Genomic DNA, 11,226 nt, shown 5'->3' on the forward strand with positions numbered 1-11,226 from the left:
TTCGCTTCTTCAGCGATTTAATTTGGCAGACTCCAACCTGGCTCACCGAATCGATCGAGCAGGGTGGACTTCAATTCATCAGAAACTTGCACATCGGAAATTGCGATTGGTTCGCGGTCCAGATATCGATACTCCGCGAGTCGAACCGCTTTCAAATACTTTGGGCTGGGCCAAACCTTTAAATGCTCCCAACGGACGAACTGAATCGGCGAAGTCAAGATTCCTTTTTCGTAGAATTCGATTGGTCCCTTCGGTTCACTCCATAGGTAATACATTAGAAGAGAACCACCCAAATAACCGAAAAGAGCCGCTTGCTGGTAAAACAGCCAGCTCATCTCGCTTCCAGAAAGCATGATTGCCATTTGTGCGATGAAGGTCTGATAGGCGATGACTATCACAAAGATGAATCCTCGATTCGCCACCTTAGGCGAGTTCGAGAGACGGTCGTTCGCATACCCCAGCAATTGCCCCATCCGACTACGCATACGATTACGACCAAAAATCACACTGCCGATTCCCACTGGAAACATGGCCAATTGAATGACGATCGCAATCAAAACGTAGCGACGACCTTCAATCGGCAACTCGCGAACTTGAGGAGCAGTCACGGCAATCGCAATGGAAACCACCACCATCCCCAGCAGTAACTCGCGGAGACCAAACTGGCCTGATTCATGCGTGGCAACCTCGCGTTGATCCGAAGCAGGAGACTCAAGCGTCATGACTCGGCGGTCTCCGGATCGGCATGATCCATCAAAACAAGGCGTTTCAATCCTTCCGAAACAACGACCTTGAAGACCGATGCAGGTACGCTTTGTCGCCAGCGATAATAGGACAGCCAGATGACATCTTGGCGAGCATTGTCAGGATGCACTTCAATTTGCTCCCACGGAATAAAGGCCGTGGGAATATGAGAGATGCCGTTTTCAAAGAACTCGACTCCGCCTAAATGGCGGCCGAAACGCAAGCTCACCAACGTTGCTGCGCCGATCCAGCCGATTAGCGCGTGGGCGAAATAATCGTTCCAGATTAGATATTTCCCTGTGAGTGTGAGCAAGAGAAAACCCAGCACAACCTGCGTCATCATAATCATTCCGCTTGCGACCGGCCGGGACATCCACGATGCCATTCCTTCCAGCGTACCGTAATCGGCGGTTCGTCCTTGCCCTAAGCAACGCCCTGCCCGAATGAGCATATTCCGCCGCCGGATCATGGCCCAGCCAACGGCAATCGTAAAAGAGGTAAACTGAATCGCAACGGCACACATCCAAAACCATAATTGTTCCGCCGAGAGGTCACGTAAAACAGGTGCAAAGATGGCACACGCGATCGCAATACCTGTCGCCATCCACACAATTTCGCGAAGTTCAAATTGCTGAGGACGAACTTGGAGCGTTGTCGACTCGATTTCGGAAGGTGGTTCCCGTGTCATGACTCGGTAGCCTCCGGCTCGGAATGATGCTTCAGAAGATATTCCCGTAGCTCGTCTGAGACATAAAGTGTGACCATCGTGTCACTGGCATATCGCGGAGGTGGGTGGAAGGTGATGTCGAGCGCCTGCTCCCGCTTCCTACTCAGACGGACGCGAAGAAGTTGCCACGACATGAAAGAGCAGCCTGCGTAAGCCAGACCGTTCTCAAAGATCTCCGTAGCACCAATGGCCGGGGCTTGACGCATTTTGAGCAGCACGTTGCCTCCCATGTTTGCCAACATGATGACATTCCAGATCATTAGCCAATCGAATGTGGGAATGGCCATGAAGAGGAAGAATCCGAGGAATGCTAACTGAATCGCGAAGAATCCCACGATACTGCAAATGGCAAAAGCCTTGACCCAGCCTGGCCCGAAGGGACCATGCTTATAACCAGATCCTAATCTGCGGCCGGCATGTTCCAGCAAGGCTTGTCGCTGTCCGATCGCTCGCCGACAAGAAAACGCGATCGCCCCGATTTGAGCAAGAATGAGCGTTCCAACCGACAGATAGCTCTCCGTCGGCAACGTTCTGACTAAAGGTGCAAAGATCGCACAAAGGATTGCCGCAAGGGACAGAAAGAGGAATACGCCCCACAAACCAAACTGTTGTGGCCGTTCGTCGATCGATTGAAGTTCGGTTTCCGTAGATGTTTTGGTGGACATGCGGCGTTTAAGCATGGAGAGGGGCTTGAAGATGCCTCTAGCCTAGCCGACCTCTCCCGCGATGTACATCAAAGTGAAGGCCCCATTAGGGGTCATTCCGATCGTGCCGAAGAATCTTGCCCGCGGACCTCAACGACCCGCTGTTTCAGAAAGGCGAAGACCGCTTTGGTTGGCTCGTCCCCTTTTGTGCCTAGTTCTTTGTTGATGGTCGCGTGTGTCTTGCCACGAGCAGGGACGACTTCGGCCTGACTACCGACATCGACGAGGGCCTTGGCGAACGCTTTGCTTTGACTGGCAGCATCAAGTCGAGCGGCGACATGCAATAGAAGGAACGGAGGATAAGGCTGTCCTTCCTTCACATGCGTGATCGGCGAGTATTTCTTCTGGCTCGCTGCCTCCTTACCGAACGCATTGGTATATAGCTCGGCGCGTGCGCCGGAGACGCTATCAATTAGCTTCGCGGCATCGTAAGTGGCCGTATCGACCGGGATACAACCTTGCAGGTCACTCAGGTTCAAACCTTGATGTTCTAAATACGACACGTCGGTGCCTACCAGGGCTGTCAAATGCGCTCCGGCCGAATGTCCACTGAGAAAGATCAAATCAGGGGAACCGCCATACTCGGTGATGTGGTCATGAACCCATTTGATGGCGGAGGCGACATCGCTGGCCAACCCGTCCATTTCGACCGTCGGCACAAAGCGGTAATTGATAGAAACAAAGACATATCCTTCATCCACGAACGCTTGTGGCTTACTTTGCACAAGCAGCTTACTGCCTCTTCGCCAGCCTCCGCCATGTATCCAGACCACGACCGGCAAGTCCTTGGCTCCTTTGGGGGCGTAGATATCGAGCGACTGCCGAGCCGTGTCTGAATCGGTGTAATAGATGTTTCGGTGGGCATCGAAATCGGCTCCGCAGGCAGCCGACGCCATGACCAAGAGCAGCAAAATCGGTTTCATGATTCGGTTTCCGGCGGTAAGAGAAGGGGAGGGGACACGTGGCTTGAAGCGGCCTTGTTCAGGAAAGCGAACCGCTTACCCTGGCTTTTTAAGCTTCTCCAATCGGCCTATCCTGGGATGATCAGCCCCTGATGATAGCGAAAGCTTGGCGATAAGGCTTACTGCGCTATAATTCCGGGAGTTTCTAAATTTCGAGAATCCGCGGGAAAGATCTGATAGTGACAAGCTCGAACGAATTAACCGACGCCCCATCCCGACCCGAGAATCTCAAGCAGTTGAAGGAAAGCGGTTGGCAATCACGCAACGTGAAGCAGGAAATTCAAGAGAACTTCATGCAGATGCTGGCCGACGGGGAGGAAACGTTCCCGGGCATGATCGGTTATGAAGATACCGTCTTGCCAGAAATTCACCTGGCGTTGATCGCTGGGCACGACATGCTCTTTCTGGGGGAGAAAGGGCAGGGGAAGAGCCGCATGATGCGGATGATGGTTCGCTTTCTGGACGAAGCGATTCCTTACCTCAACATTCCGGGCTGCCCGGTTCACGAAGACCCCTATCACCCAATCACCTCGGTCGGCAAGAAGTTTGTTGCCGAACACTCGGACGAAGAGATTCCCATTGCCTGGTGGAAGCGAGAAGACCGCTATGCCGAGCGTTTGGCCCCTGGCACCAAGTTCGCCGACGTGATTGGCGAAATCGATCCTGCCAAGCTTGCCGGCGGCGTCAGTATGAGCACGGAGGAAGCGCTACACTTCGGATTGATTCCTCGCATGCATCGCGGCATATTTGCGATGAACGAACTGCCGGAACTGGACGAACTGGTTCAGGTCGGTCTATTCAATATGCTAGAAGAACGCGATGTGCAGATTCGCGGCTACCCTGTGAACTTCGACATCGACTTGGTGCTGTTGTTCTCGGCGAACCCCTCGACCTTCAACCGCAGCGGCAAAGTGATTCCGCAGCTGAAGGACCGCATTGGCTCGGTGATCCATACCCATTATCCGCGACAGCGCGATATTGGGATTCAGATTATGGAGCAAGAGGCCGACGTCAACATGGAGGGGCCGTTCCCCGTGGTGATGCCGTACTTTATCAAGGAAGTCCTCGAGCAAATCACCGAAGCGGCTCGCCGGAGCAAGTTTGTCGATCAACAATCGGGCGTCAGTGCCCGGTTCAGTATTGCCAACTACGCTACGGTGATTGCCTCGGCTCGGCATCGCGGGATCTTGTTGAACGAGAAACCGTCGGTTGTGCGATTGAGCGATCTGGGACACATCTACGCTTCGAGTCTCGGCAAACTCGAACTCGACATGATGGGCAGCCATCAGATGTCGGAACGCCAGGTGCTTGACGCGTTGATCGCCGAAGCGGTCGGCACAGTCTTCCAAGAGTACATTCAAGAGCACGGCTTGGAACAGATCGGCGAGATCTTCCAGAAGGGTGTGAAGATCGAAGTGGGTGACCTGCTTCCTTCCGAGCACTACAGCGATCGCCTGCAACGCGTGCCGCCAGTCTGGGATCGAGCGTTCGACATGAACGCTTCGGAAGTGCCGGCCATGCGTGCTTCGTGCGTCGAGTTTGTGTTGGCTGGCTTATACGCACTCGATCGTATCAGCCGCGCTCAGCACCACGGCAAAATCACTTACGAATTCGAATAAGCGAGAGCCTCATGGCAAAACGCAAGCAGACGCCAGGCGGGATCATCCATACGTACCAAAAGTACGATCCTGCCAAGTTTCCCAGCCCCCGCCAGCCACCTCCTGACATGGTTTCGCCGGCGATGGAGCACTGGCTGATGTTTGGCGACCAGTACGAACTGACGCCAGAACAATTGGCCAACGCGGTAAAGATCGATCCGAGCCAAATCTCCGGTCTCGGTCCTAGCATCGATTCGTTGATCAAGATGCTGGAGGAACGTAAGCGGAAGATCCTGGAGACGTACGAGACCGACGCCGCCCAAAATGCCGCCAAGAAAGCCTATCGCGAGCATGGCGAACCAATGCAGCCGCCGAAGCCGCAGCGGGAAAGGTTCAAGCTAGGGTTCGACCAGGAACAGCTCTACGACCTGGAACGGGTCTGGTACAGCCTCGAAGACGAACGTTCGCCGTTTGGTCGCCAATTGGTTCAGTTGGTCGAACACTTGAGTCGCAAGTACGAAGTCGATCAGTTAGCTGCCAACTATCACTTTACCGGTCGTACGCCCATGACGGTGGACGAAGCGATCGCGGTGAAGGAAGAACTGGAAAAGATTGACGAACTGTTAGAACAACTCAAGCAGGCGAAAGAGAACGCTCAGATCGGCATCATCGATATGGAGCAGCTGTCGGAGTATGCCGACCCTGGCGAGATCGAACAGCTGATGGAGTTGCAGCGGCAAGTCGAGCAGTACCTGCGAGAACAAGCCGAACAGCAAGGCCTGACTAACCAGTCGGGGCACATCAATCTGACGCCGCAAGCGTACAAGATCTTTCAAGGCAAACTGCTCGAACGAATCTTCAGCAACCTCCAAGCCTCCCGCACCGGTCGTCATCAAGGGCCCATCGTGGGGGAAGGCGCCGTCGAATTGCAGTCGACCAAAGAGTACGAGTTCGGCGATTCGCTGACCAACATGGATATTCCGCAGACGCTGATCAACGCCATGCTGCGTCAGGGTGACGAGCGACCTCTGCGGATGCATAGCGACGACATTGTCATCCATAAGACAAAGAACAACCCTAAATGCGCGACCTGCGTCATCATGGACATGAGCGGTAGCATGCGCTACGACGCGCAGTACGCGAACGTCAAACGGATGGCCTTAGCGATGCAGGGACTCATCCGGAGCGAGTTCCCAGGCGATTTCCTGCAGATGATCGAAATGTACTCGTTCGCCAAGCCTGTCGCCCCAGGAGAAGTGATCGGACTGCTTCCCAAGCCAGTGACCATTCACGATCCGATTGTGCGTCTGCGGGCCGATATGAGCAAACCTGAGGTCAGTGAGTACCGGATTCCACCTCACTTCACCAACATCCAGCATGCTCTGCAACAAGCGCGCTTGTTCCTCAGCACGCAGGACACACCGAATCGACAGATTATTTTGATCACCGATGGGCTACCCACCGCTCACTTCGAGGGTTCCGAACTTTTCTTGCTCTACCCGCCTGATCCACGGACTGAAGCGGCCACGATGCTAGAAGGAAAGCTTTGTCAGCAGCAAGGCATCACGATCAACATGTTCCTGGTTCCCAGCTGGTCGCAAAGCGAAGAAGACATCCGCTTTGCATATCGTCTGGCAGAATCGACCAAAGGCAGGGTCTTCTTCACCGCAGGCAACGACTTGGACCGTTACGTGATCTGGGATTACGTGAATCGGAAGCGAGAAGTGCTGGGGTAGGGGACTACGAGCCGTCGATCTCACCCCAGCTCTGAGCTGCCCAAACATACGTCTGCTCGTCGACGTCGTAGCCATCGCTCGCAATGATCTGCCTCAGCATGGCTTTAAAAACGTTACTTGAAACGCGTTCTTTCAGCTTCTCGAGTGTGGAAATGTCCGGTTTACTGGACATCAGATCGGTTTGCATTTCGATTTCTTCGTTTATCTGACTCCACCGCACGACGATATTATTGAGATACCTGCGCGATTCGATGTTTCCTTCGATGATCAGATCGTATTGCACATGAACTCGATCGAGCAGTTCGAGGACCTCTTCGATGCGGTTCACAACCTCTTGGTGATCTGAGCCATACAACGTTCCCATCGTCAACGTTCCTTGGTGAAGTGCCGCTGTACGGATTTCACGAATGGAATAGTCGGTGTGCCTTCGGAAGATATGAACTACGTGCAGCAATCCGGTGATCTGATTGAGCCGAACGGTAACTTGACCTTCCAGTTCATTCATGGGGTTTACCGTAACGTTTACTATTAGGTGGATCAGAATGAGACAATCGAATGGAGTCGACGCGAATTTTTTCCAGGAAGTCGGTATTCATTTTGGACTGCCACCAACTTATTTGCGGCAATTCTAGGCCTTTCAAACGGAAAAACGAGCACAAGTTTGCCCCTAGGTGCTTTTCGCCAAGCTCCACGCCGTAAATTGCCGAATAAATGGATACGGCGCGCTAACATTGAATGAGGCGATTGGCGTCGTGAAGACTCAGATAGTGACCCTTGGGAGCAGAACATGACAAGCGTAGAAGGCATTGCTGCTGCGGGATCGGCGATTCAGCAGTCGCAAACGCAGAATCAAGTCGACATTGCCGTCGCGAAGAAAACACTCGACGCACAAAAGCAACAAGGTGATGCTGCCGTGCAGCTGATTGAATCGGCCGCTCGCATCAGTAAATCGCCAGGCACTGGCAATCTGATCAACACGAGTGGTTAGTCCTAAACGAATCATTTGAAAACAAACCTCGCCGCGAGTTGAACGCCGACTCGCGGCGTTTCTGTTTCTTGTTCGCATTCACCAATTCATCAATTGTTTGGTTGCGTCGAAGCAATAGTCAGTTGCCTCTTGTCGCGGAGAAGCTATGGTTCGTTATGCATGAGGTGCGCGTGTTGGTTGTTGATGCAACGAACTTCGCTTGCACAAAATCACGCGACAAACAAGGCGTAAGTTATTGCGTTTTTAAAACGTCGTCGTTAGTCTAAAGAAGAGTGGCACACTGGTGTGTGTTGCTAATCGCAAAAGCAGATCGCTGCGAATGAAATCGAACACGCGAATTTGCTCCCTGGCGAAAACGTTCTGAAGGCTTTGAATGATCGATCACTACCAGGCATTTCTCGAAGCACCAACACGTGATGGCTTCCTCAAGTTACAAGAGGAAGTTCAAGCAGACGTCGACTTCTGTGCGGCGGGTAGCTTCGTCGACCAGTTAGCTGATCTGTGCCAACGTGGTTGTTACGAACAGATGTTCGAGCAGACCGAATTGATGCCGTTTGGCTGGATCGCAAGTCCTTCAGCCCATCTCTATGCTTCAATCGCCGCCCAACAAACAGGATGTGCGGACGACGCTGAACTCGAGCGATTCGTCACGGAATCGCTCCTCCAAGGGCTGCTAGAAACCGGAGACGGCTCGGCGAGTGATCCGTATCAGGTAACTTACCTGTCGGATCGCCAAGATTTGCTGGCCTACTTTAGTGTCGATGTCGAAAAGCAGCACCTGGTACGCTCGCCGCACGGGATGATGGATGTCGTTACGACTACCGCGGGCGATCAGTTGTGCTTCCTACTGGGTGATCTAACAGCATCCGCGCAATCGGAAGGTCGCGTGAAGCTTGGAACTTCATCGGCTCATCCACGCTTGGCTTCGAAACGTCTTTCGGCTTGCTCTCCTCGTCGCGTCTGGTAGCCCGTATACTGCTGGGCTGCGTTGGGACGAGTTCTTTTTGGAAGGCCCGTCTTGTCGCCGACACTAATTTCTGTCCGCTAAGCCCTCTCTCGCGAGTTTAGGAATCATTATGTCGAACCTGTGCGTGATCTTTGATTTGGATGGCACATTGGTCGACAGCGAAACGATCGGCACCGAAGCCCTGGTAGAATTGCTGCCTGACTTAGATATTCCAATCGAAACATTGATCGATGACTATCGCGGTCAGAAAATGGCAGATATCCTGGCCGACGTTGAACGCCGGCTGAATCGCGAACTCCCTGAGGGGTTCGAGCACACTTATCGCGACCATGCGTCAGCACGCTTGAGAACTCACCTCAAACCGATGCCCGGTGTCGTGGAAATGCTCGGGCAACTTTCGCAACCCTTAGCGGTCGCGTCGAGTGCACCACCTGCCAAGATTCGCTTGGCCCTGGAAGTCTGTGACATCGACCATCACTTCGGGGACAAGGTCTTCAGCTGTTACGACATCAATGCCTGGAAGCCTGACCCTTCAATTTACCTTCATACAGCCCAGGCTATGCGCGTTCCCCCAGAGCGATGCATCGTCGTCGAGGATAGCGACGTGGGTGTCGCCGCAGCCTTGGGTGCCGGGATGCGAGTACTGCGTTACCGATTTCCCCACGACTTGCCCGAGGTGATCGAGTTCCACGAGATGCGTCAATTGCCATCGCTGCTACAGGAAGTTTCGGCAGAGCTTCCCTAGAATCAACTGCCTGTCTGAGATGGGCATTTCTTGATCACTCGCTTCGCTCCAACGGATGCATCGTCACATAATTGGGCACGACTGCCCAAGCCTGAGGCAATTGTTTCAGATGAAGTCGGAGGGATGCTTATCCCATTTCCGACAATCTTTCATCGTTCTCAAATGGAGCCGCATTACCATCTCGCGCAATATTTGATGTCACGATCTATCATCACTTGAGCTTCTTGCTGTCGTGGAATGAAGAGGGGGTGCTGGACACTAGGTGATCACCAACATTAGCTAGGGAACATTTCTTGTCGCAAATGCCAAGGCAACGCCGAATGTGCCTACCGAAGTATCCCAATTGATGGCATCCATGGTTGCAGATTAGTCGATTCGTGCGGCGTTTCTTTGTAGTTATCCGGCAGCGGATTAGTCGCAGGTGCCCCAAACTGAGCACGAGACAAAATCTCGGATTCAGTTTTATTTTTTTCTAATTGGCACCTTGCTTGCGTTGCCAGTTGTGAAAGCGTTTTAGCGTGGTTGATGCCACGTGATACTGCCGTCACAAACGACTTTTCTGTTCTCCCTTCTCTCATGCATAAGGTTGGAAATCTCTATGCCATCTGTCAAACAAAGTTCGGGCTGGAGAATGCTCGTTCTGGGGTTGGTAACAACCAGCTTCACCGGATGTTTCGGGCCCTCCGATCCATTGAATCGTCAGGCCGTCACAGGCGAAGTTCTCTTGAAGAACGTTGCGTTAGACACCGGCTCGATTTCATTTACCCCGGTTGATATGGAAACGGGTCGCCCCGCAGGCGCGACGATCGCAGAAGGTAATTTTTCCATCGCGAAAGAGCAAGGACTTCCTCCTGGAACTTACACCGTTCGTGTTAATAGTGCGGACGAGTCTGCTGCCCCAGTACTACCCGAGGGAATGCCCGGTGATTCGCGCAAGCTGGCCCCAGACCGTATTCCTCCGAGTTGGAATGCCAAAAGCGAGGAAACCATCACGGTCGAGGATGGCGGCGAGAACCATTTCGTTCTCTCCATCCCATAGGCAACGCCTAGCGTCCATTGAAATGCATGTACTCTTCCTCTCGCTATCTTCCCTAATTCACTCAGGAGCTTCGTTTTGAAATCAACCAAGGAAGTCCGTCACGGTTTTACCCTCGTCGAATTATTGGTGGTCATCGCCATCATTGGTGTGTTGATCGCTTTGCTGCTGCCTGCCGTTCAACAGGCTCGTGAAGCGGCCCGCCGCATGCAATGCTCGAACAATCACAAGCAGATTGGTCTGGCAATGCACAACTACCATGACACCTACAACAGCTTTCCCGCTGGAACCTACGGCTGTTGCTGGGGAACATGGCAAGTATCGATCCTGCCTTACGTCGAGCAGAACAACCTGTACGAAAACTACAATGTAGACGACAAGTATGGCAGTGCTCCTCGCTACGGCAGCACCGAGAATCTGGACGTGACCAGCCAACGCCTGGAAGCATTCACGTGCCCAAGTGATACGCCCAACGCACCACTTGGAACAGCTCCGCTTGCGATCACGTCGCACAATTACGCTGCTAACTATGGCAACACGGGCTATGCCCAACAAGCCAACCTAAACGGTGAGGTCTTCGGTGGTGCTCCGTTCGAGTACGTTAGTGGTGGCTCAAACGAGTACTACGGTTTCAAAGACATCGTCGACGGTACATCGAACACCCTGTTGGCTGCCGAAGTCTTGCAAGGTCAAAGCCGTGACCTGCGTGGATTCACTTGGTGGGGGGATGCTTCAAGCTTCACAGCCTATTTACCACCGAACGCATCGGAACCAGATCGCATCTACTCTTCCAGCTACTGCAATAGTCTGCCGCAGCTAAACTTGCCATGTGACGTATCGACTTCTTCTGCACCAACTATGTTTGCGGCACGTAGTCGCCACCCAGGTGGTGTTCAGGTGACATTATGTGATGGTTCGTCGAGATTCATCGCGGAAACCATCCGCTTGGACGTTTGGCGATACTTGGCTACCACCCGGGGTCGCGAGGTGGTATCGGAGTTTTAATCGCTGAGTTTCGC

At 53.1% G+C, this 11,226-nt stretch carries 12 protein-coding genes; 7 read left to right on the forward strand and 5 right to left on the reverse strand.

Annotated elements, in window-relative coordinates; translation table 11 throughout:
- Positions 1-17: 17 nt before the first annotated feature.
- The 4 genes from C5Y83_RS14170 to C5Y83_RS14185 all read right to left on the reverse strand — a co-directional run bounded on the left by C5Y83_RS14170 (position 18) and on the right by C5Y83_RS14185 (position 3,098).
- Positions 18-722, reverse strand: a complete 705-nt coding sequence (locus tag C5Y83_RS14170; RefSeq protein ID WP_105330380.1) for a hypothetical protein — start codon at positions 720-722, stop codon at positions 18-20.
- Entirely contained in the window at positions 719-1,432 is a 714-nt protein-coding gene (locus tag C5Y83_RS14175; RefSeq protein ID WP_105330381.1) for a hypothetical protein, read from the reverse strand. Before C5Y83_RS14175 ends, C5Y83_RS14170 begins: the two co-directional genes overlap by 4 nt.
- Positions 1,429-2,136 carry a hypothetical protein gene (locus tag C5Y83_RS14180; protein WP_105330382.1) on the reverse strand — a complete coding sequence of 236 codons (708 nt, stop codon included), beginning with the start codon at positions 2,134-2,136 and terminating at the stop codon, positions 1,429-1,431. Before C5Y83_RS14180 ends, C5Y83_RS14175 begins: the two co-directional genes overlap by 4 nt.
- Positions 2,137-2,228: 92 nt before the next feature.
- Complete coding sequence (locus tag C5Y83_RS14185) at positions 2,229-3,098, reverse strand: alpha/beta hydrolase (protein WP_105330383.1); 870 nt, start codon at positions 3,096-3,098, stop codon at positions 2,229-2,231.
- A gap of 218 nt (positions 3,099-3,316) precedes the next feature.
- Between C5Y83_RS14185 and C5Y83_RS14190 the strand changes: the two genes are divergently transcribed.
- Both C5Y83_RS14190 and C5Y83_RS14195 read left to right on the forward strand, forming a co-directional pair.
- Positions 3,317-4,756, forward strand: a complete 1,440-nt coding sequence (locus C5Y83_RS14190) for a magnesium chelatase (protein ID WP_105330384.1) — start codon at positions 3,317-3,319, stop codon at positions 4,754-4,756.
- 11 nt (positions 4,757-4,767) lie between these two features.
- Positions 4,768-6,471: a VWA domain-containing protein gene (locus C5Y83_RS14195; protein ID WP_105330385.1), complete on the forward strand. Its 1,704-nt coding sequence runs from the start codon at positions 4,768-4,770 to the stop codon at positions 6,469-6,471.
- Between the two features lie 4 nt (positions 6,472-6,475).
- Here the strand turns inward: C5Y83_RS14195 and C5Y83_RS14200 are convergent, their stop codons facing one another.
- Positions 6,476-6,976, reverse strand: coding sequence for a hypothetical protein (locus C5Y83_RS14200; protein WP_105330386.1), 501 nt, complete (start codon positions 6,974-6,976; stop codon positions 6,476-6,478).
- 282 nt (positions 6,977-7,258) lie between these two features.
- Here C5Y83_RS14200 and C5Y83_RS14205 point away from each other — a divergent pair, with 282 nt between their 5' ends.
- From C5Y83_RS14205 to C5Y83_RS14225, 5 genes are all read left to right on the forward strand, one after another.
- Positions 7,259-7,459, forward strand: coding sequence for a YjfB family protein (locus C5Y83_RS14205; RefSeq protein ID WP_105330387.1), 201 nt, complete (start codon positions 7,259-7,261; stop codon positions 7,457-7,459).
- Between the two features lie 373 nt (positions 7,460-7,832).
- Positions 7,833-8,426: a hypothetical protein gene (locus tag C5Y83_RS14210; protein WP_105330388.1), complete on the forward strand. Its 594-nt coding sequence runs from the start codon at positions 7,833-7,835 to the stop codon at positions 8,424-8,426.
- A gap of 109 nt (positions 8,427-8,535) precedes the next feature.
- Complete coding sequence (locus C5Y83_RS14215; RefSeq protein WP_105330389.1) at positions 8,536-9,171, forward strand: HAD family hydrolase; 636 nt, start codon at positions 8,536-8,538, stop codon at positions 9,169-9,171.
- 598 nt (positions 9,172-9,769) lie between these two features.
- Positions 9,770-10,210: a hypothetical protein gene (locus tag C5Y83_RS14220; protein WP_105330390.1), complete on the forward strand. Its 441-nt coding sequence runs from the start codon at positions 9,770-9,772 to the stop codon at positions 10,208-10,210.
- Between the two features lie 75 nt (positions 10,211-10,285).
- A complete protein-coding gene (locus C5Y83_RS14225) occupies positions 10,286-11,212 on the forward strand; it encodes a DUF1559 domain-containing protein (RefSeq protein ID WP_105330391.1) in 927 nt (308 codons plus the stop codon).
- The last annotated feature ends 14 nt before the right edge of the window (positions 11,213-11,226 follow it).

Origin of the sequence: Blastopirellula marina, assembly GCF_002967765.1 — a bacterium.
Classification (GTDB): Bacteria; Planctomycetota; Planctomycetia; order Pirellulales; family Pirellulaceae; genus Bremerella; species Bremerella marina_A.

Coding starts and splice junctions, on each gene's coding strand:
- C5Y83_RS14220 (WP_105330390.1), top strand. CDS start 9,770: ATGCCATCTGTCAAACAAAGTTCGGGCTGGAGAATGCTCGTTCTGGGG.
- C5Y83_RS14180 (WP_105330382.1), bottom strand. CDS start 2,136: ATGTCCACCAAAACATCTACGGAAACCGAACTTCAATCGATCGACGAA.
- C5Y83_RS14205 (WP_105330387.1), top strand. CDS start 7,259: ATGACAAGCGTAGAAGGCATTGCTGCTGCGGGATCGGCGATTCAGCAG.
- C5Y83_RS14195 (WP_105330385.1), top strand. CDS start 4,768: ATGGCAAAACGCAAGCAGACGCCAGGCGGGATCATCCATACGTACCAA.
- C5Y83_RS14170 (WP_105330380.1), bottom strand. CDS start 722: ATGACGCTTGAGTCTCCTGCTTCGGATCAACGCGAGGTTGCCACGCAT.
- C5Y83_RS14185 (WP_105330383.1), bottom strand. CDS start 3,098: ATGAAACCGATTTTGCTGCTCTTGGTCATGGCGTCGGCTGCCTGCGGA.
- C5Y83_RS14215 (WP_105330389.1), top strand. CDS start 8,536: ATGTCGAACCTGTGCGTGATCTTTGATTTGGATGGCACATTGGTCGAC.
- C5Y83_RS14210 (WP_105330388.1), top strand. CDS start 7,833: ATGATCGATCACTACCAGGCATTTCTCGAAGCACCAACACGTGATGGC.
- C5Y83_RS14175 (WP_105330381.1), bottom strand. CDS start 1,432: ATGACACGGGAACCACCTTCCGAAATCGAGTCGACAACGCTCCAAGTT.
- C5Y83_RS14200 (WP_105330386.1), bottom strand. CDS start 6,976: ATGAATGAACTGGAAGGTCAAGTTACCGTTCGGCTCAATCAGATCACC.